The sequence below is a fragment of the Streptomyces showdoensis genome, from assembly GCF_039535475.1.
Classification (GTDB): Bacteria; Actinomycetota; Actinomycetes; order Streptomycetales; family Streptomycetaceae; genus Streptomyces; species Streptomyces showdoensis.
In genome coordinates this window covers 375,261-394,182 of record NZ_BAAAXG010000028.1, presented here as the reverse complement: position 1 = coordinate 394,182, position 18,922 = coordinate 375,261, and the positions used below count along the sequence as shown (strand labels likewise).

The following is an 18,922-nucleotide window of genomic DNA, read 5'->3' as shown; positions in this document are numbered from 1 at the left end:
GGGGATCAGTAGGCGTAGCCGGACTTCCATGCGGTGGCGCTCGCGAGGCGGGTCGTCCCGCTGCCCGGGGGCAGGGCGACGACCGGGGTGAGGGACGGGGTGGTGGTGCCGTCGCCGAGCTGGCCCACGTCGTTCGCGCCCCAGCCGACGACCGACTGGTCGTCGAGGAGGGCGAGGGTGAAGCCCCAGCCGCCGAGCAGCGAGGACACGCCGCTCGGGGCGGAGAGCGGGACCGGGGTGGTGCGTTTGACCTTGGTGCCGTCGCCGAGCTGGCCGGCCCAGTTCTCGCCCCAGGCACGGACGCCGCCGTCCTCCAGGAGGGCGAAGTTGTGATACGGACCGGCGAAGAGCCCGGAGACTCCGACCAGCTCCTTGACGTCGACCGGAACGGTGCTGAGTTCGGTCGTGTCGTTGCCGAGTTCGCCGCCGCTGCCCTTGCCCCAGGCCTTGACCGTGTGGTCCACGGTCAGGGCGAGGGCGTGCCGGCAGCCGGCCCGGACGGCCACGACGTGGTCGAGGCCGGGCACCCGCCTGGGGGTGCCCCGGTCGGCCGTGGAGCCGTTGCCGAGCTGGCCCTCGTGGTTCCGTCCCCAGGTCCACACCGTGCCGTCCTGGCGCAGGGCGAGGCCGAACTGGCAGCCGGCCGCGACGCTCCTGACCTTGTCGAGGCTCTGCACGGCCACCGGCCGGGTCACCGGGCCGGTCGCGTCGGGGAGGCCGTCGCCGAGCTGGCCGAAGGCGTCGCTGCCCCAGGACAGCACCCGGCCGCCCCGCAGGGCCAGGGCGAAGTCGAGGCCCGCGGCCACGCCGGTCACCCCGTCGAGGCCCGCGACCGCGGCCGGGAAGCCCCGGTTGGCCGTGGTGCCGTCGCCGAGCTGTCCGCTGACGTTGCCACCCCAGGACTGCACGGTGCCGTCGTGCATCAGGGCGAGGCCGAACACCTGGTCGGTGGTCCAGCCCCCGCTGGTGAGCTCGCGCACGTCGCCGCGGGCGAGACCCCTGACCGCGGAGGGCGTCGACTGGTCCTGGGTGGAGCCGTTGCCGAGCTGGCCCGAGTTGTTCTGCCCCCAGGCCCGTACCCATGGATCACGCGGTGCGGCGTGGGCGGGCGCGCTCAGGAGGGTGAGCCCGAGGGCGGCGGCCAGGGCGGCGCCTATGCGGAAGCGGCTGCGGATGCGCAGGTACGTCATCGCGTACGCACCCCGCTCAGTACGCGTACGTCGTGTTGCCGCCTAGGGAGACCGCGACGTCCTTCACCTTCGAGCCCTCGTTGAGGATCTTCACCGACTCGAAGCGGGACACGGTCGTGCCGTTGCCGAGCTGGCCCTCCCCGTTGTGGCCCCACGCGAAGACCTCGTCCGCGGTGACCGCGACGCCGTGGCGCGCGCCCGCCGCGAGGTGCTGGACGCCTTCGAGGCGCGGGATCTCGACGGGCGCGGTGCGGTTGGTGCGCGAGACGTTGTCGGTGAAGGACTCGTCGCCCTCCAGGAGCTGGCCGTACTGGTTGTTGCCCCAGCCCCAGACGTGACTGTCGCTGGTCATGGCGTAGTTGTGGTGGGCGCCGGCCTCGATGTCGGAGACGCCCTCCAGCCAGTCGACGTCGACCGGGACGGTGGAGGACTTGGTGCTGGAGTTGCCGAGCTGGCCGTAGAGGTTGTAGCCCCAGGACTTCACGGTGTCGTCGGCGGTCAGCGCGAGCGCGTGGTGGCAGCCCGCGTCGACCGAGACGATGTTCTCCAGGCCGAGGACCTGCCGGGGCACGGAGCTGCTCGCGCGGTTGCCGGTGCCCAGCTGGCCGTGGATGCCGCGGCCCCACGCGTACACCCGGCCGTTCTCCAGCAGGGCGAGGCTGAAGTCGCAGCCGGCCGAGATCTGCTTGACCTTCGGCATGCCCTGGACCCGGTCGGGGACCGTACGGCTGTCGCCGGTGCGGTTGTTGCCGAGCTGGCCGTAGGCGTTGTCGCCCCAGGAGTAGACCTGGCCGCTCGTGTCCAGGGCGAGGGCGTGCCGCCCGCCGGCCGCGATGTCCTTGACGTTGGCCAGCCGCGGCACGGTCGTGGGCACGGTCTGGTTGTCGTTGCCGCCGTTGCCCAGCTGGCCCGAGGAGTTGTGGCCCCAGGACTTCACCGTCTTGTCGGTGCGGGCGAGGACGAACGAGTCGGCCGACGAGGTGCCGCCCGCCGACATCTGGTCGACGTCGCCGCGGAAGAGGCTGGTGACCGAGGTGGGCGACAGGCTGTCGGACCGGGTGCCGTTGCCGAGCTGCCCGGTGCGGCCGGCGCCCCAGCTCAGCACGGTCGGATTGCCCTCGTTGGCGGCGGCCGCGGGGGCGAGGGCCGGGAACGCCGTCAGCGCGGCGGCCCCGGTGAGGGCGGCGGCGAGGCTCCATCTGAGCGGGCGGCGCAGCGGGACGCGTCGTGTTCGGGACATGGGTCTGCTCTCCTTCGTGGGGGACAAACGGGAGCGCGACGGCCCACGGGCATGGCGTGCCGAGGGCCCGGCCGGACGGCCGGGACGGGCCGTCGGACACAGCGCCAGCCTTACCGACTGTGATCATGGGCGCGAGCCGGGAGCGCCGAAACACCCGTATGCCGGACGTCCGTTCGGGGCCGCGCTTCCGGCGGTGAATTCACCGGTACGGGGTCGCGTGCGCGGGTCCCGCGAGGGCCGGGCGCGGCGCGCGGCCGATCGGCGGCGCCTGGGTGGGTGAGAGGCCCGTCCCGCGGGTGGCCGGCCCCCTCACCTCGGGCCCCGGATTCCATCCGGACGAGTCTGGGGCGCGGGCCCGGCGGGGGGTCGTGGAGCCGCCGCCGTACGGCCCGTCCGGCGGCCTCCGCGTGCGCTCCGCCGAAGCGGTGAGCGGTGTGCGGGGCCCGCGCCGCACCGTGTGTCCTGCGGGTGCGCCGAGGTGGGGCCGGTTAGCTTCGAGAGGCGCTTGGCGATCTTGATGGCAGTCCCTGCCGCGGCCCGGGCGCTGTTCCCGCGAGCCTGAATTCACCCCCGTCCCCAGGGAGTTCCGCCATGCTCTCCGTCCTTCCCGTACGGCGTGCCGCCGGCGCCGCCGTCCTCGCCGCCGCCCTCGCGCTGGCCGCCGCGCCGGCCGCCCTCGCGGCCCCGTCCGCCGGTCCGGCCGCTCCCGCCGCCGAGTGCCAGCCCGACGACCAGCCGTGCAAGGACAAGGAGACCAACGCCAACGAGGCGAAGGAGATCGACGAGCAGCAGAAGAAGACCAAGGAGTCGGCGGCCAAGGCCGACCAGGACATCGCCAAGGTCGGCAAGGACCTGGAGAAGTGCAAGCCCGGCTCCGAGACCTGCATGGACGAACTGGCCAAGGGCAACGGCGAGAAGGCGGGCCTCGCCGACATGACGACCAAGGTCGGTGCCTTCCAGCCCGACCCGAAGGACAACGCCCAGACCGCCGTCACCAGCACCTGCAGGGACTTCCCGGCCTCGCTGCCCGCCGGCTCCACCGACCCGGGCGGGTCGCCGTTCCCGGTCTCCCAGCTCTGCTCGCTGCTCGGCTCCTGACCGGGCTCCCGCCCCGGGCCGTCCGGTCTCCCGCCCGGACGCCCGTCCTCGCCTCTCGTCGTCCGGCTCCCGCCCGTACGGCCCTGCGCCCGCCCCTGCTGTCGGCTCCCGCCCGTACGGCGCTGCGCCCGCCGCTGCTGTCGGCTCGCGCCCGTACGGCGCTGCGCCCCGCCCTCCCCGTCCGGCTCCCGCCCGTACGGCCCGTCCCCGCCCCGTGAGAACCCGTCCCGAAGGGATGTCCCATGCCCTCGCGCCGTCCCGCGCTCTTCCTCCTGCCCGCCCTGGCCCTCGGTCTCGCCGTGCCCCTCGCCCCGCCCGCGCTCGCGGAGGAGGGGCCCGGCGAGCCGCCCGTCGCGCGTGCCGTCACCGCCGACGGACGCCCCGCGAAGGTCGCCGACGTCCTCAAGTACTGCGACAGCAGGGCGGACGCCTGCCGCTTCGTCATCGACCCCAAACAGGGGCGCGAGTTCGCGACCGCCGTCCGGTCCCTCGGCAACTCCGTCGTCAACTGCACCGTGAGCGACATGAGCGTCGACCGCACGGTCACCCTGCGGACGTCCAGCACCGACAACATCGGCGGCGAGATCTCCGGAAAGATCACCGCGGAGGGCACCGTCACGGCGTCCGGCGAGGTCACCACCAACCTCACCAACGACATCACCAGCGAGAACAAGACCCCCAACCTGAAGGACGGGCCGACCTCCAGCAACGGCACCAAGACCAGCGTCGCCGCCGGCGGCAAGGTCGCCGGCTCCCTGAGCGCCAAACTCGCCTTCGAGGCCGCCTTCAAGGCCACCTTCTCCAAGTCGTGGACGGTCGAGAACACCGAGGCGACGACCTACCGGACCACCGTCAAGCCCTACGACATGCTGGTGTTCGGGGCGAGCGCGGCCATGCGGCGGGTCGTCGGCAGCCTCATCGCCGGCTCGGGCGCCCAGATCTCCGGGATCGCCGTGGACAGCCCGTCCATGGTCAACTCCAGCAGCTTCGTCGCCCAGACCTACGCCGCCCCGGCCGATCTCTGCGGCCGCACGCGCCCCACGGGCAACACGGCCGGCGGCAACAACCCGCAGCCGGGCCCGCCCCCGTCCCCCCGACTGATGCCCGCCCGCGACGCCCTCGTCCCCGGCGCCGCACCGAAGCGGGTCGACGTCCTGCGCCTCTCCCGCAGCGCTTCCTGAGCGGCACGACTCCCGCGCTCCCCAGCTCTCCCCGTCCCGCCCCTGGCACGCACCACCCCCACGAGGAGTCCGTCCCCCATGCCCCCCACCTCCGCGCCCGTCCCCTCCCGCCCGACCCTCCGGTCCCGCCCCTCCTCCGCCTCCGCCGTTCGCGCGATCACGGCCGCGGGCCTGCTGCTCCCGGCCGTCCTCACCGGTCCCTGCGCGGCCGCCGAAGCCCCGGCGCCCCAGGCCGTCAACGTCCTCAACGGCGACTTCGCCGACCCCGTCATGAAGGGCGACGGCCCCACCACCGTCGGCCTCGACTCCTGGGACGGCCGGAACCAGCGCTACTCCCCGTCCGCGTCGGGCCGCACCGACAACGCCCACGGCGTCGCCCTGGAGAAACAGGGCAACTCCCTCGCGCAGCGCCTGCGCGGGGTCCGTGCCGGAGCCGAGGTGACGGTCGAGTACGAGGACAGCCCGGCCGTCTCGAAGGAGTGCAACGGCTCGGACGTCGTCGACGGCCAGCCGTACACCGTCGAGGGCTCCGGCGGCACCGTCCGGGCGGTGACCACCGCCGGAGACCCCGACAGGGTCAAGGGGACCCCGGGGCCCGGGCGTTGGACCAAGCGCACCTACACCTTCGTGGCCGGCGAGAACGAGCCCCTGCTCACCTTCGCCTCCAAGGTCACCGACTCCAAGACGCACGTCACCTGCACCCCGATGATCACCCGCGTCCGCGCCGTCGAGGTGCCCGTCCCGCTCGACCGGACCGTCGACAAGACGGCGCTCGGCACGGCCGAGGCGTACAAGGGCAACGAGCGCCAGTCGACGCTGCACAACGCGGCCGCCGCCTGCAACGGCGAGAACGCCTGCGTCTTCCGGCCCGACATGCGGATGTCCTTCCGCTACTACGACCGTGCCCGGGTGGTCGGCGAGGCATTCGTCAACTGCACCCGCAGCACCCTCGACCACAACCGGGTCATCGGCTTCTCGGAGCGCTCCTACGACAGCATCGCCCAGACCTACGCCGCCGCCGGCCTCTCCCTCAACGACGTGGCCAAGCTGCCCACGTCCGGCGACCGCGCGGAGGACGAGAAGCGGATCAAGGAGCGCCCGATGGCGGGCCAGTTCTCGCTCGCGTACGAGAAGGGCTGGCAGCGCGCCTGGCAGTGGTTCGGCGGCGAGCAGCGCACCGTCGTCGAGCGCATCCAGCCGGGCGAGGTCAGCTGGATCGAGCTCCAGCCGAGCCGGGAGCGCGTCGAGGGCTGGTTCCTCAGCAGGAAGGACGACTACCGGTTGCACGCCGTCATCGACGGACCCTCGCGCGGAGTGCCCGACCGCCTGCTCCAGCGCACCGGACCGATGGCCGAGGCGGAGAAGCAGCGGTGCGCCGCGGCCCGTCCGATGACCACGACCCCGGTCGACGCCGGGGCGGCCGCCTACTCCTCCGACAAGGGCCTCCTGAAGGTCCCCTCGTCCGCCGCGACCCGGTCGGCACGGGCGACCCGCACGGTCCCGCTGGGCTGACGGCCGGGTCCGGCGGCACGGTCGGACCGCTCGGTCCGCCGGACCGCTGAGCCCGCCGGACCGCTCGGCCCGTCGGCTCCCCGGACCGCTCGGCCCGCCGGACCGCTGAGCCCGCCGGACCGCTCGGCCCGTCGGCTCCCCGGACCGCTCGGTCCGCCGGACCGCTGAGCCCGCCGGACCGCTCGGCCCGTCGGCTCCCCGGACCGCTCGGCCCGCCGGCTCCCGGGACCCCTCGGCTCCCCGGACCGTTCAGCCCGCCGGGGCCGCCGGGGCCGCCGGGGCCGCCGACGCAGCCGGACCGCCCGGACCGGCCGCCCGCTCCCGCCGCTCCCCGGGCGGCGGGACCAGGGCCGCCGCCTGCTCCCGCAGCCAGCCGAGCAGCGCGGCGGTCCTCGTGTCCCGCTCCGGCGGGCGGGGGCTCAGCAGTCCGTAGCCGGTGCCGTCCGCGACGAACCCGTACGGGGCCGCCAACTGCCCCCGTTCCAGGTCGTCCCGGACGAGCGCGTACGGCCCGATGGCGACGCCCACGCCGGCGACGGCGGCCTGGAGCGCCAGGTAGAAGTGCTCGAAGGTCTGCTCGCCGGCCCCCCGCGGGCCGCTCCCGCTCAGCCGCCGCCAGTCGTCCCATGCGGTCGGTCGCGTGCTGGTGTGCAGCAGGGGGACGGGCTCCCCGCCGGTCAGTCGTGCGGCGAGCTCGGGGCGGCAGACCGGGCCGATCCACTCCTCGAAGAGCGGCACCCGGCTCACCCCCTCGGGCACCGGGAAGTCGTCCCGGCGGACCGCCGCGTCCACCGTGTCCCGGGCGAACGCGACCGGACCGCCGCCCGCCGACAGGTGCACCGTGAGCTCGGGGAGCCGCACCGCGAGGTCCGGCAGGCGCGGGATGAGCCAGCGCATCAGGAGGGTCGGCTCGCAGGACAGGGCGAGCGGGCCGCTCCGCTCCCGGCCGGAGGCCTCCACGGCCGCCGCCTCGACGAGGTCCAGGGCCTCCCGGACCGCCGCGGCGAGGCGGCGGGCCTGCGGGGTGGGCCGCAGGGAGCGCGGGCCGCGCTCGAACAGGGGCGTGCCGAGCGCCTTCTCCAGGTTCTGCACCTGGCGGCTGACCGCCCCGTGGGTGACGTGGAGCTCCTGCGCGGCCCGGGTCATGCTCGCGTGGCGCACGGTCGCCTCGAAGGGCAGCAGGGTGTTCAGCGGGGGCAGGTCCGGGCGGCTCATGTGTGAAATCTACTCACAGGTGGAGTGAGAAGGAATCGCTTGTCCAGCGGGTTCGTGCGGGCCACTGTTGATCTCGTCACGGAAAACCGACCCGAGGGGCATCCCACGCGATGGAGCCGTCCACCGTCGTCGTCCTCGCCGACGACCTCACCAGCGCCGCCGACGGCGCCGTCCCCTTCCGCAGGTCCGGGCACCGCGCCCTGGTCCTGTTCGACCCGCCCGCGGGCCGGCGGGGCGCCGCCCTGCCGCCCGGTGTCACGGCCGTGGACCTCGGCACCCGCCTCGTCGACGCCACCGCCGCGGCCGCCCGGACGCGGGCGGCGGCCACGGCGTACGCGGGCGCGGATCTGCTGCTCAAGACGGTCGACTCGACCCTCCGCGGCCATGTGGCCGCCGAACTGCGGGCCGCCCTCGCCGGTTCGGGCCGCCGCACGGCCGTCGTCGCCCCCGCGTTCCCGGCGGAGGGGCGGACGACGGTCCGTGGCGTGCAGTACGTCCGGGGCGTACGGGTCGACGAGAGCGAGTTCGCCCGCGACCCGGCCCACCCGGTCCGCACCGCCGACCTGACCCGGCTGCTGCCGGAGTGCGTCGCCGTCGAACCCGACCGGCTCGAACTCCTCGCGGGGGAGGGCGTGTTCGTCTGCTCGGCGACGACGGAGGAGGAGCTGGAGGCGGTCGCCGCCGCGGTGCCCCGCCCCGAGGAGGTCCTGTGGGTCGGCTCCCCGGGCCTCGCCGGGGCCCTGGCCCGCCGTCATCGCCGTACCCCCGCCGGGGAGTTCCCGGGACTGCCGCCGGTGCGCCGCCCGCTGGCCGTCGTCGGCAGCGCCCATCCCGCCAGCAGGCGCCAACTCGCCGCGCTGTACGAGCGGTCGGGCGCGGACGGCGCCGTGGCCGGCGACCCGGCGGCGGCCGTCGCCGCCCTGAGCGCGTCGGCGGCGCCCCTGCTCGTGCTGCACACCCCCGACGCGCGGGGCGCCGACCCGGCCGCGCTGACCCGTCGCCTCGCCGAGGCGGCGGCGGAGGCGGTCGGCAAGGGCCTGGCCGACGGACTCGTCCTCACCGGCGGCGAGACCGCCGCGGCCGTCCTCGGCGCCCTCGGCGCCACGGGCATCGAGCTCCACGACGAGCCCGAACCGGGCATCGCCCGCGGCACCCTCCACGGCCCCACCGCCCCCCGCCTCCCGGTCCTCGTCAAGGCCGGCGGCTTCGGCGACGACGGCACCCTCGCACGCCTCTGCGCCCTCCTCGACGGGGGCGAGGCCCGATGAGCCGCCCCGCGGGAGGGCCGGAGGCCGGCCCGGGCTCCCCCCGGAAGTCCCGCCCCGACCCCCGCCCCATCGCCCTCACCATGGGCGACCCGCACGGCGTGGGTCCCGAGATCACCGTCAAGGTCTGCGCCGACCCGCGCCGCCGCGCCGCGGTCCTCGTCATCGGCGACCCCGGTGCCCTCGCCCGCGCCTGCCGGGACGCCGGCGTCCCGCTGACCGTCCGGACGGTCGCCACCGCGGCCGAGGCCGGGGCCGGCTACGGCGGTCCGGGGGAGCCCGGGGTCCTCCACGTGCTGCCCGAGGGCCCCGCCCTCCCCGCCGCGCTCGCCCTCGGCACCGTGGACGCCCGCGCGGGCGCGGGCCTCCTTCGCGTACGTGCGCCGGGGCATCGAGCTGGCGCTCGCCGGGGAGGTGCGGGCGATCACCACCGCCCCGATCAACAAGGAGGCCCTCCGGCTCGCCGGGCTGCCCTACCCCGGCCACACCGAGATCCTGGCCGAACTCTCCGGCACCGAGCGCTACGCCATGATGATGGCCAACGACGAGCTGCGGACCGTCCTCGTCACCGTGCACCAGTCGCTGCGCACCGCGATCGACGCGCTCACCCCCGAGCGCGAGCTGGACATCATCCGGCTCACCCACCAGGCCCTCGGCGGCGGACCGGGAGCCGGGTCCCGGCCCCGCATCGCCGTCGCGGGACTCAACCCGCACGCCGGGGAGAACGGCCTCTTCGGCCGCGAGGACCTCGACGTCATCGCCCCCGCCGTGCGGGCCGCCCGCGCCGAGGGAATCGACGCCAGCGGGCCGCACCCCGCCGACACCGTGTTCATGCGGGCCCGCGCGGGCGAGTTCGACGCCGTCGTGGCCCAGTACCACGACCAGGGCCTGATCCCGGTGAAGTACCTGGGCCTGGAGCACGGGGTCAACATCACCCTCGGCCTGCCGTTCGTCCGCACCAGCGTCGACCACGGCACCGCCTTCGACCTCGCGGGCACCGGCACCGCCGACCACACCAGCCTGCTCACCGCCCTGCACCACGCCGCCGAGCTGGCCGACCGCGCGGACCACGCCCCCCGCGCCGTCGAGCCGGCCGACCGCACCGACCACTCCGACCACTCCTGACCGAGGGACCCCATGGACTTCATCTTCATGCTCACCCGTGACGACAGGACCGTCACCGACTGCCTCCACGTCCTGGACTCCGTCCGCGGCCTCGGCATCACCCACATCGGCTTCAAGGACGTCGGCGTCGACCCCGCGACCCTGGCCCGCCTCCACGAGCAGATCAAGGAGCTCGGCGCCACCAGCCACCTGGAGGTCGTCTCCACCGGCCGCGAGCAGGCCCTCGACTCCGTACGGGCGGCGGCCGACCTCGGTGTCGACTGGCTGATGGGCGGCGTCTGGATCGAGGAGACCCTCGGCCTGCTCGACGGCACCCCCGTCCGCTACCTGCCCTTCGCGGGAGAGCCCCAGGGCCATCCGACCCGCCTGGCCGGCACCCCGGCCCGGATCGCCGAGGACTGCCGCCGGGCCGAGGCCGCCGGGTGCGCCGGCGTCGACCTGCTCGCCCACCGGGCCACCGAGGCGGACCCGCTCGACCTGGTCCGCGCCGCCCGCGCCGCCACGGCGGGCCGGCTCGTGGTGGCCGGCTCGCTCTCCTCCCCGGAACAGATCCACGCGCTCGACGCGGCGGGGGCCGACGCCTTCACCGTCGGTTCCGCGGCCTTCGCGGGCGCCGTCCGACCCGAGGCCGGGAGCCTTGCCGCGCAGCTCACGGCCCTGGTCGAGGCGAGCGGCGGCCCGAGGTAGCCGGACAGTCCCGGGGCCCCCTTACCCTTGTCAGGTGACCAGCAGCAAAGACGGGACCGGAGCAGTGGCCGAGGCGGGCGTGACGCGCACCTACGAAGTACGCACCTACGGGTGCCAGATGAACGTCCACGACTCCGAGCGGCTCTCCGGCCTCCTGGAGGAGGCGGGTTACGTCAAGGCCCCGGCGGACGCCGACGGCGACGCCGACGTCGTGGTCTTCAACACCTGCGCCGTCCGCGAGAACGCCGACAACAAGCTGTACGGCAACCTCGGCCGGCTCGCCCCGCGCAAGGCCGGCCGCCCCGGCATGCAGATCGCCGTCGGCGGCTGCCTGGCGCAGAAGGACCGCGACACCATCGTCAAGAAGGCCCCCTGGGTCGACGTGGTCTTCGGCACCCACAACATCGGCAAGCTGCCGGTCCTCCTGGAGCGCGCCCGCGTCCTGGAGGAGGCGCAGGTCGAGATCGCCGAGTCGCTGGAGGCCTTCCCCTCCACGCTGCCGACCCGGCGCGAGTCCGCGTACGCCGCCTGGGTCTCGATCTCCGTCGGCTGCAACAACACCTGCACCTTCTGCATCGTCCCGGCGCTGCGCGGCAAGGAGGAGGACCGCCGTCCCGGCGACATCCTCGCCGAGATCGAGGCGCTGGTCGGCGAGGGCGTCTCCGAGATCACCCTGCTCGGCCAGAACGTCAACGCGTACGGCTCCGACCTGGGCGACCGCGAGGCCTTCAGCAAGCTGCTGCGCGCCTGCGGGGAGATCGAGGGCCTGGAGCGCGTCCGCTTCACCTCGCCGCACCCGCGCGACTTCACCGACGACGTCATCGCCGCCATGGCCGAGACCCCGAACGTGATGCCGCAGCTGCACATGCCGATGCAGTCCGGCTCGGACACCGTCCTGAAGGCGATGCGCCGCTCGTACCGCCAGGAGCGCTTCCTCGGGATCATCGAGAAGGTGCGCGCGGCCATCCCGCACGCCGCCATCTCCACCGACATCATCGTGGGCTTCCCCGGCGAGACCGAGGAGGACTTCGAGCAGACCATGCACGCGGTCCGCGAGGCCCGCTTCGCGAACGCCTTCACCTTCCAGTACTCCAAGCGCCCCGGCACCCCCGCGGCGACCATGGAGGGCCAGATCCCCAAGGAGGTCGTCCAGGACCGCTACATGCGCCTGGTCGCCCTCCAGGAGGAGATCTCCTGGGAGGAGAACAAGAAGCAGGTCGGCCGCACCCTGGAGGTTATGGTCGCCGAGGGCGAGGGCCGCAAGGACGGCGAGACCCACCGCCTCTCCGGCCGCGCCCCCGACAACCGGCTCGTCCACTTCACCAAGCCGGACGAGGACGTGCGCCCGGGCGACGTGGTGACCGTCGAGATCACCTACGCCGCCCCGCACCACCTCCTCGCCGAGGGCCCGACCACGGCCGTCCGCCGCACCCGCGCGGGCGACGCCTGGGAGAAGCGCACCACCGAGGCCGCCGCCAAGCCGGCCGGCGTCCTGCTCGGGCTGCCGAAGATCGGCGTCCCGGAGCCGCTGCCGGTCGCCGACGCCCCGGCCTGCGGGAGCCACTGACCCGACGCGGCCGCGCGGGGGAGCCGACCGGCTCCCGCAAGCGGCCGCACCGGGCACGATCACAGGGGGGACAGCATGGGGCAGTGGGCCGTCATCGCCCAGTTCGGGCGCGGCGAGCAGTACGTCACGGAGGTCGTCGCCCGGGTGTCCGGCACGCGGGAGGACGCCCGGCAGGCGCTGGCCGAGGCCGCGCGGTGGTACCGCAAGCCGCGCCGGGAGAAGCGGCGCGAGGTGTACCGCCTCCCGGACGGCGACAGCCACCTGCTGATCCTCCAGGGCGCCGTGACCCGCATGGAGATCACCCTCACCCTCGCCGAGCTCGTGTACGACTCCGCCGACCCGGCCGCCGACGAGGCGGGCGGTCCGGTCCGGCCTCCCGTGGACCGGCGCCCGGAGCAGTAGGCTGCGGATCATGCTTGTCGCCGCCGCCGTGTGTCCCTGCCCCCCGCTGCTCGTGCCGGCCGTCGCGGCCGGTGCGGCGTCCGAGCTCGCCGACGCGCGGACGGCCTGCTCCGACGCGCTCTCCGTGCTCGCCGCCTCCCGCCCCGACCGGCTGGTCGTCGTCGGCCCCGCCGGGGAGGGCGCCCGGGGCGTCCACCCCGCCGGTTCGGCCGGCTCCTTCGCGGGCTTCGGCGTCGACCTGACCGTACGGCTCGGCAGCGGGCCCGGCGGGGGGCGTCCGCTGCCCCCGTCGCTCGCGGTCGCGGCCTGGCTCCTGGAGCACACCGACTGGGCCGACGCCCCCGTCGAGGGGCTCGGGGTCGCCGAGGACCTGGAGACCGGCCGGTGCGCGGAGGCGGGCCGGGAGCTCGGCGCCTCGGCGGAGCGGGTCGCCCTGCTCGTGATGGGCGACGGCAGCGCCTGCCGCACGGTGAAGGCGCCCGGCTACTACGACGAGCGCGCCGAGGGCTTCGACGCCGGGGCCGCCCACGCGCTGGGGACGGCCGACCCGGCCGCCCTGCTCGCCCTGGACCCCGGCCTCGCGCACGCGCTGCAGGCGGCGGGGCGGGCCCCCTGGCAGGTCCTCGCGGGCGCGGCCGAGGGCGCGGGCCTGGAGGGCCGGCTGCTGTACGAGGACGCCCCCTACGGCGTCGGGTACGTCGTCGCCGCCTGGAGCTGAGCGCGGGACCCCGTACGGCGGACGGCCGCGGAGCGCGATGCTCCGCGGCCGTCCGCCGTACGGAGGGACCGTGGGTGACGCCGGGCGTCCGGCGGCCCCGGGTGCCAGGGGCGCGTGCCTCGGGCGGGGCGTGCCTCAGGCGGCCGGCGGCGGGGTGGCGCCGTCGCCCTTGCCGCCCTCCGTGCCGTCCTTGTGGGCGAGCCGGTCGAGGGCCTCCTTGGCCTTTCCGGTGCCGGATTCGATCTTGTCGCTGTACTTGCCCTTGGTCTTCTCGTCGACCACCTTCGCGGCCTTCTCCAGGCCCTGCTCCACCTTGTCCCCGTGCTGCTGCGCAAGGTCGGAGACCTTGTCCTTGGCGGGGGCGAGCTTGGCCTTCAGTGAATCCAGGAGACCCATGGGGTCACCCTCCCTCCGACGGACCCCCGTGGGGTCCGTGTCCGTGCCGGTCCGTGCCTAGGTGCGGGCGCCTTCGCCGGCCTCGTTGTCCGCGGCCTCCTCGGCCGACTGCTGCTTCGGGATCTCGACGGCCTCGGCCTTCGCCTCGGCCGCGGCGGGCTCCACGGCCTCGGTGCCGCCCTCCGCCTCCTCGGCCTCCGCCGGCTCCGCCGTGGCGGCCTGCGACTCCTCCGTCACGGCAGCCGTTTCCACGCCGCCGTCCTTGCCGTTCTTGCGCCGAAACAATGCGAAAACGCCCATATCTGCTCCCTAGCGTACTCAGGGTCGGAATCCCGCAACAGCAACGAAGCCGGGTGGGGCCCGTCACGTCGCTCGTTCGGGGACGCGTCGTGAGGTTTGCGAGACTGGTGCGGTGAGAAGTGCAGCTCCCGCCCCGCGGGTCATCGCCGTCGTCGGCCCCACAGCGGCCGGAAAGTCCGATCTGGGCGTCTTCCTCGCCCAGCAGCTGGGCGGCGAGGTCGTCAACGCCGACTCCATGCAGCTCTACCGAGGGATGGACATCGGCACCGCCAAACTGACGCTCGAGGAGCGCGGCGGCGTTCCGCACCACCTCCTCGACATCTGGGACGTGACCGAGGCCGCCAGCGTCGCCGAGTACCAGCGGCTGGCCCGCGCCGAGATCGACCGGCTGCTCGCCGAGGGACGCACCCCGATCCTGGTGGGCGGCTCCGGGCTCTACGTACGCGGCGCCCTGGACGTGATGGAGTTCCCCGGCACCGACCCGGAGGTCCGGGCCCGCCTGGAGGCCGAGCTGGAGGAGCGCGGCTCCGGCGTCCTGCACGCCCGGCTCGCCGCCGCCGACCCCGAGGCGGCCCGCGCCATCCTGGCCGGCAACGGGCGGCGCATCGTGCGCGCCCTGGAGGTCATCGAGATCACCGGCAAGCCCTTCACGGCCAACCTGCCCGGCCACGACTCCGTCTACGACACCGTGCAGATCGGCGTCGACGTCGGCCGCCCCGAGCTCGACGAGCGCATCGCCACCCGCGTGGACCGCATGTGGGAGGCCGGGCTCGTCGACGAGGTGCGCGCCCTGGAGGCGCAGGGCCTGCGCGAGGGCCGCACGGCCGCCCGCGCGCTCGGTTACCAGCAGGTGCTCGCCGCCCTCGCGGGGGAGTGCACCGAGGACGAGGCACGCGCGGACACGGTGCGCACCACCAAGCGCTTCGCCCGCCGCCAGGACTCCTGGTTCCGGCGCGATCCGCGCGTCCACTGGCTGAGCGGCGCCGTCGACGACCGGGCGGAACTCCCCGGGCGGGCACTGACGTTGGTCGAACGAGCGGTTACAGCCTGATCACGTGATGGCATCGGGACGTCATGCCCGTCATTCCGGGGGGTGGCGGCGTGCCATCATCGAGCATCGATCGACCAAGTGGAGTCCGAGTTGGGAGGGTGCGTGGCGATGGAGGCCGGCCCTCGTGACACGGAGCAGCAGTCCGCCGTCCGGGGCGAAACCCCCGGTGGGGCGTCCGGACTGACGCCGGACGGACCCGACCAGGCCGAGGGAAGCGCCGTCGAGGTGGACGCGGCGGAGGTCGAGGTGGAACTGCGGCCGCAGCGCCGCCTGCGGATCTGGCAGCTCGCCCCGATCGTCGGGCTCGCCGCCGTCGGCTCCCTCATGTTCGCCTTCCCGCTCGCCTTCGGCTCGGGCGAGGGCGGCGCCGTCGTCGCCATGCTCGGACTGCTCATCAGCTCCTGCGCGGCCGGCTGGGGCATGATGGCCGCCCGCCGGGTCGGCTACACCTGGCCGGGCCTGCCCGCCCGCGGCTCCGGCGACCGCCCGAACTGGCGCGCCCTCGCCCTGTACGTGTCGCTGAGCGCCCTCCTGGTCGTGCTCGCCGTCTGGCGCGTGGCCCGCCTGCGCTGAGCCGCACCGGGAGGGGCCGGCCCCGCACCGGCCCGACGGGGCCGCACCCGTCGGCACCGCACGGCCCTCCCCGTACCCCACGGCACACCCCGTGCCGCACCGCACCCGCCGGCGGCCGTCCGTCCCCTGGACCGTCCCGCCCGGTGTCGTACCCGCCCCGTACAGTTGATCCCGTGACCAGCACGCAGACCTCGCCCCTCACGTTCCTCAAGGGCCACGGCACCGAGAACGACTTCGTGATCGTCCCCGACGCGGAGAACGCCGTGGACCTGCCCGCCGCGCTCGTCGCCCGGCTGTGCGACCGCCGGGCCGGGATCGGCGGCGACGGGGTGCTGCACGTGGTGCGCAGCGCCGCCCACCCGGACGCGCGGCACCTGGCAGACGAGGCCGAGTGGTTCATGGACTACCGCAACGCGGACGGCTCCGTCGCCGAGATGTGCGGCAACGGTGTCCGGGTCTTCGCCCGCTATCTGGAGCACGCCGGACACGTCACGGCCGGCGAGGTCGCCGTCGCCACCCGCGGCGGAGTCAAGCGCGTCCACCTCGACAAGGACGGCTCCGTCACCGTCCGCATGGGCCGCGCCGTGCTCCCCGAGGACGGGGTCACCGTCACGGTCGGCGAGCGCAGCTGGCCCGCCCGCAACGTCAACATGGGCAACCCGCACGCGGTCGCCTTCGTCGACTCCCTCGACCACGCGGGCAAGCTCGACGACGAGCCGCCGTACGAGCCGGCCGGCGTCTACCCGGACGGTGTCAACATCGAGTTCGTCGCCGACCGGGGCCCCCGCCACGTCGCCATGCGCGTCCACGAGCGCGGCGCGGCCGAGACCCGCTCCTGCGGCACCGGCGCCTGCGCCGTCGCCGTCGCCACCGCCCGCCGGGACGGCGCCGACCCGGCCCTGTCCGGCGCCCCCGTCACGTACACGGTGGACGTCCTCGGCGGCACGCTCGTCATCACCGAGCACCCCGACGGGGAGATCGAGATGACCGGCCCGGCCGTGATCGTCGCCGAGGGCACGGTCGATCCGGCGTGGCTCGCGCCCCGAATCGAAACCGTCAACGACTGATTCGTCCCTCGAATGGGTGATCCGGTTCACGCTCGGCGAGAGCGGGACTGCGCCACGTGGTGGGGTCGGTAGCATCAAGCACCGGCCCGCCGGGCACGCCCTGCCCCGGCCCTCCGCCGGTCCACGCCGCCGGAGGTGCCCCATGAGCGCAGAGGCCACCAACCCCGTGAGCGAGGCCGGGGCCACCGGCCCCGACGCTCCCGGCCGCAGACGCGGCCGCCCCAGGATCGACCTGCGCAGGCTCGGCCGCGCCGCCCTGCTCGGCGCCACCGCGGGCCCCGCCGCCCGCGACCGGCTGCCCGACGCCATCGGGCACGTCGCCGAGGCGCACCGCGCCCACCACCCCGAGGCCGACCTGGCCGTGCTGCGCCGGGCCTACGTCCTCGCCGAGTCCTCGCACCGCGGCCAGTTCCGCAAGAGCGGCGAGCCCTACATCACCCATCCGCTCGCGGTCACCCTGATCCTCGCCGAACTCGGCGCCGAGACCACCACCCTGACCGCCGCCCTGCTCCACGACACCGTCGAGGACACCGAGGTGACGCTCGACCAGGTGCGCCACGAGTTCGGCGACGAGGTCGCGTACCTCGTGGACGGCGTCACCAAGCTGGAGAAGGTCGACTACGGCGCGGCGGCCGAGCCCGAGACCTTCCGCAAGATGCTCGTCGCCACCGGCAACGACGTCCGGGTCATGTCGATCAAGCTGGCCGACCGCCTGCACAACATGCGCACGCTGGGCGTGATGCGCCCCGAGAAACAGGCCCGCATCGCCAAGGTCACCCGCGACGTCCTCATCCCGCTCGCCGAGCGCCTCGGCGTCCAGGCGCTCAAGACCGAACTGGAGGACCTGGTCTTCGCCATCCTCCACCCCGAGGAGTACGAGGCCACCCGGGCCCTCATCGCCGGGAACACCGGCGCGGGCGACGCGCTCGCCGCCATCGCCGAACAGGTCTCCGGCCTGCTGCGCGAGGCCGGGGTCGGCGCCGAAGTCCTCGTCCGGCCACGGCACTTCGTCTCCGTCCACCGGGTCCGCCTCAAGCGCGGCGACCTGCGCGGCAGCGACTTCGGCCGGCTCCTCGTCCTGGTCGCCGAGGACGCCGACTGCTACGCGGTCCTCGGCGAGCTGCACACCTGCTTCACCCCGGTGGTCTCCGAGTTCAAGGACTTCATCGCCGCCCCCAAGTTCAACCTCTACCAGTCGCTCCACACCGCCGTCGCCGCCCCCGACGGCGCCGTCGCCGAGGTGCTCATCCGCACCCACCAGATGCACAAGGTCGCCGAGGCCGGCGTGGTCGCCCTCGGCAACCCGTACAGCGGCCCGGACACCGCCGCCGACCAGCCCCCCGGCGACGACGGCGAGCGCGCCGACCCCACCCGGCCCGGCTGGCTCTCCCGGCTCCTCGACTGGCAGCAGGCCGCCCCCGACCCCGACACCTTCTGGACCTCGCTGCGCGCCGACCTCGCCCAGGACCAGGAGATCACCGTCTTCCGCACCGACGGCGGCACCCCCGGCACGATCAGCCTGCCCGCCGGCGCCACCTGCGTCGACGCCGCCTACGCCCAGCACGGCGAAGCCGCCCACAGCTGTCTCGGGGCGCGGGTCAACGGCCGGCTCGCGCCCCTGAGCACCGTCCTCCAGGACGGCGACACCGTCCAGCCGCTGCTCGCCCAGGACACCGCTTCCGGGCCCTCGCCGCAGTGGCTGGACCACGCCCGCACCCCCGCCGCCCGGATCGCCATCACCGGCTGGCTCCGGACCCACCCGGAGGCCGCCAAGATCCCCGCCGCGGCCCCCCGCCCCGCCGTGGGCGTCACCGCCGACCGGCGCTCCGGCACCCGGCTGCGCGCCGAGCTGCCCGGCACCGAGACCCCCGCCGTGCGCCCCGCTGGCTGCTGCACCCCCGTACCCCCCGACGAGATCACCGGCTTCGTCGTGCGCGGCGGCGCCGTCACCGTGCACCGCACCGCCTGCGCCTCCGCCGACGCCATGCGGCGGCTCGGGCGCGCGCCCGTCACCGTCCACTGGGGCGACACCGCCGCCTGCCGCGTCACCCTGGTCGCCGAGTCCTTCGGCCGGCCCCGGCTGCTCGCCGACCTCACCGAGGCCATCGCCACCGAGGGCGCCGCCGTCGTCGCCGCCACCGTCGAGCCCCCCAGCGAACAGCGGGTCCGCCACACGTACACCCTCCAACTCCCCGATGCCGCCGGGCTGCCCGCCCTCATGCGCGCCATGCGGGACGTGCCCGGGGTGTACGACGTGAGCCGCGCCCGGCACCCCGCGTCACCACAGCCCTGACCCCTTCGGGTGGCGGGCGCGCGCGCCGCCCCGGGGAGCGGC

General features: G+C 75.0%; 18 protein-coding genes. 13 read left to right on the top strand and 5 right to left on the bottom strand.

What is annotated here, in order from left to right:
• Positions 1-5: 5 nt before the first annotated feature.
• Positions 6-1,190, bottom strand: a complete 1,185-nt coding sequence (locus ABD981_RS36440; protein ID WP_046912365.1) for an RCC1 domain-containing protein — start codon at positions 1,188-1,190, stop codon at positions 6-8.
• Positions 1,191-1,206: 16 nt separating this feature from the next.
• Positions 1,207-2,430, bottom strand: a complete 1,224-nt coding sequence (locus ABD981_RS36435; protein WP_046912366.1) for an RCC1-like domain-containing protein — start codon at positions 2,428-2,430, stop codon at positions 1,207-1,209.
• 591 nt (positions 2,431-3,021) lie between these two features.
• On the opposite strand from ABD981_RS36435, the gene ABD981_RS36430 reads away from it, so the two are divergent.
• The 3 genes from ABD981_RS36430 (at position 3,022) to ABD981_RS36420 (ending at position 6,221) form a co-directional block, all read left to right on the top strand.
• Positions 3,022-3,528: a hypothetical protein gene (locus ABD981_RS36430; RefSeq protein ID WP_046912367.1), complete on the top strand. Its 507-nt coding sequence runs from the start codon at positions 3,022-3,024 to the stop codon at positions 3,526-3,528.
• 242 nt (positions 3,529-3,770) lie between these two features.
• Entirely contained in the window at positions 3,771-4,709 is a 939-nt protein-coding gene (locus tag ABD981_RS36425) for a hypothetical protein (protein ID WP_046912368.1), read from the top strand.
• Positions 4,710-4,787: 78 nt separating this feature from the next.
• On the top strand, positions 4,788-6,221 hold the full coding sequence (locus tag ABD981_RS36420; protein ID WP_276205620.1) for a hypothetical protein: 1,434 nt from the start codon (positions 4,788-4,790) through the stop codon (positions 6,219-6,221).
• 249 nt (positions 6,222-6,470) lie between these two features.
• On the opposite strand, the gene ABD981_RS36415 is transcribed toward ABD981_RS36420, so the two are convergent.
• The gene (locus tag ABD981_RS36415; protein ID WP_123955108.1) at positions 6,471-7,436 is read right to left on the bottom strand and encodes a LysR substrate-binding domain-containing protein; all 966 of its coding nucleotides are present in this window, start codon (positions 7,434-7,436) and stop codon (positions 6,471-6,473) included.
• A 110-nt stretch (positions 7,437-7,546) separates the two neighbouring features.
• Between ABD981_RS36415 and ABD981_RS36410 the strand changes: the two genes are divergently transcribed.
• The 6 genes from ABD981_RS36410 to ABD981_RS36385 all read left to right on the top strand — a co-directional run bounded on the left by ABD981_RS36410 (position 7,547) and on the right by ABD981_RS36385 (position 13,200).
• Entirely contained in the window at positions 7,547-8,704 is a 1,158-nt protein-coding gene (locus tag ABD981_RS36410) for a four-carbon acid sugar kinase family protein (RefSeq protein WP_046911359.1), read from the top strand.
• Positions 8,705-9,079: 375 nt separating this feature from the next.
• On the top strand, positions 9,080-9,826 hold the full coding sequence (gene pdxA / locus ABD981_RS36405; RefSeq protein ID WP_345530521.1) for a 4-hydroxythreonine-4-phosphate dehydrogenase PdxA: 747 nt from the start codon (positions 9,080-9,082) through the stop codon (positions 9,824-9,826).
• A gap of 12 nt (positions 9,827-9,838) precedes the next feature.
• Entirely contained in the window at positions 9,839-10,513 is a 675-nt protein-coding gene (locus ABD981_RS36400; RefSeq protein WP_046911358.1) for a HisA/HisF-related TIM barrel protein, read from the top strand.
• 34 nt (positions 10,514-10,547) lie between these two features.
• On the top strand, positions 10,548-12,080 hold the full coding sequence (miaB, locus tag ABD981_RS36395) for a tRNA (N6-isopentenyl adenosine(37)-C2)-methylthiotransferase MiaB (RefSeq protein WP_205628303.1): 1,533 nt from the start codon (positions 10,548-10,550) through the stop codon (positions 12,078-12,080).
• Between the two features lie 75 nt (positions 12,081-12,155).
• Positions 12,156-12,482, top strand: a complete 327-nt coding sequence (locus ABD981_RS36390) for a hypothetical protein (protein ID WP_046911357.1) — start codon at positions 12,156-12,158, stop codon at positions 12,480-12,482.
• 10 nt (positions 12,483-12,492) lie between these two features.
• Positions 12,493-13,200 (top strand): class III extradiol dioxygenase subunit B-like domain-containing protein, encoded by a 708-nt coding sequence (locus ABD981_RS36385; protein ID WP_046911356.1) that lies wholly within the window; start codon positions 12,493-12,495, stop codon positions 13,198-13,200.
• A gap of 135 nt (positions 13,201-13,335) precedes the next feature.
• Here ABD981_RS36385 and ABD981_RS36380 read toward each other — a convergent pair whose 3' ends face one another.
• Positions 13,336-13,596 carry an antitoxin gene (locus ABD981_RS36380; RefSeq protein WP_046911355.1) on the bottom strand — a complete coding sequence of 87 codons (261 nt, stop codon included), beginning with the start codon at positions 13,594-13,596 and terminating at the stop codon, positions 13,336-13,338.
• Positions 13,597-13,653: 57 nt separating this feature from the next.
• Positions 13,654-13,896: a hypothetical protein gene (locus ABD981_RS36375; RefSeq protein WP_046911354.1), complete on the bottom strand. Its 243-nt coding sequence runs from the start codon at positions 13,894-13,896 to the stop codon at positions 13,654-13,656.
• A gap of 112 nt (positions 13,897-14,008) precedes the next feature.
• Here ABD981_RS36375 and miaA point away from each other — a divergent pair, with 112 nt between their 5' ends.
• The 4 genes from miaA to ABD981_RS36355 all read left to right on the top strand — a co-directional run bounded on the left by miaA (position 14,009) and on the right by ABD981_RS36355 (position 18,880).
• Entirely contained in the window at positions 14,009-14,947 is a 939-nt protein-coding gene (miaA, locus tag ABD981_RS36370; RefSeq protein WP_046911353.1) for a tRNA (adenosine(37)-N6)-dimethylallyltransferase MiaA, read from the top strand.
• Between the two features lie 108 nt (positions 14,948-15,055).
• A complete protein-coding gene (locus tag ABD981_RS36365; RefSeq protein ID WP_046911352.1) occupies positions 15,056-15,520 on the top strand; it encodes a hypothetical protein in 465 nt (154 codons plus the stop codon).
• 173 nt (positions 15,521-15,693) lie between these two features.
• The gene (gene dapF / locus ABD981_RS36360; protein ID WP_046911351.1) at positions 15,694-16,587 is read left to right on the top strand and encodes a diaminopimelate epimerase; all 894 of its coding nucleotides are present in this window, start codon (positions 15,694-15,696) and stop codon (positions 16,585-16,587) included.
• Between the two features lie 142 nt (positions 16,588-16,729).
• Positions 16,730-18,880 (top strand): RelA/SpoT family protein, encoded by a 2,151-nt coding sequence (locus tag ABD981_RS36355; protein ID WP_046911350.1) that lies wholly within the window; start codon positions 16,730-16,732, stop codon positions 18,878-18,880.
• Positions 18,881-18,922 lie beyond the last annotated feature (42 nt).

Coding starts and splice junctions, on each gene's coding strand:
- ABD981_RS36440 (WP_046912365.1), bottom strand. CDS start 1,190: ATGACGTACCTGCGCATCCGCAGCCGCTTCCGCATAGGCGCCGCCCTG.
- ABD981_RS36435 (WP_046912366.1), bottom strand. CDS start 2,430: ATGTCCCGAACACGACGCGTCCCGCTGCGCCGCCCGCTCAGATGGAGC.
- ABD981_RS36430 (WP_046912367.1), top strand. CDS start 3,022: ATGCTCTCCGTCCTTCCCGTACGGCGTGCCGCCGGCGCCGCCGTCCTC.
- ABD981_RS36425 (WP_046912368.1), top strand. CDS start 3,771: ATGCCCTCGCGCCGTCCCGCGCTCTTCCTCCTGCCCGCCCTGGCCCTC.
- ABD981_RS36420 (WP_276205620.1), top strand. CDS start 4,788: ATGCCCCCCACCTCCGCGCCCGTCCCCTCCCGCCCGACCCTCCGGTCC.
- ABD981_RS36415 (WP_123955108.1), bottom strand. CDS start 7,436: ATGAGCCGCCCGGACCTGCCCCCGCTGAACACCCTGCTGCCCTTCGAG.
- ABD981_RS36410 (WP_046911359.1), top strand. CDS start 7,547: ATGGAGCCGTCCACCGTCGTCGTCCTCGCCGACGACCTCACCAGCGCC.
- ABD981_RS36400 (WP_046911358.1), top strand. CDS start 9,839: ATGGACTTCATCTTCATGCTCACCCGTGACGACAGGACCGTCACCGAC.
- ABD981_RS36390 (WP_046911357.1), top strand. CDS start 12,156: ATGGGGCAGTGGGCCGTCATCGCCCAGTTCGGGCGCGGCGAGCAGTAC.
- ABD981_RS36385 (WP_046911356.1), top strand. CDS start 12,493: ATGCTTGTCGCCGCCGCCGTGTGTCCCTGCCCCCCGCTGCTCGTGCCG.
- ABD981_RS36380 (WP_046911355.1), bottom strand. CDS start 13,596: ATGGGTCTCCTGGATTCACTGAAGGCCAAGCTCGCCCCCGCCAAGGAC.
- ABD981_RS36375 (WP_046911354.1), bottom strand. CDS start 13,896: ATGGGCGTTTTCGCATTGTTTCGGCGCAAGAACGGCAAGGACGGCGGC.
- ABD981_RS36365 (WP_046911352.1), top strand. CDS start 15,056: ATGGAGGCCGGCCCTCGTGACACGGAGCAGCAGTCCGCCGTCCGGGGC.
- ABD981_RS36355 (WP_046911350.1), top strand. CDS start 16,730: ATGAGCGCAGAGGCCACCAACCCCGTGAGCGAGGCCGGGGCCACCGGC.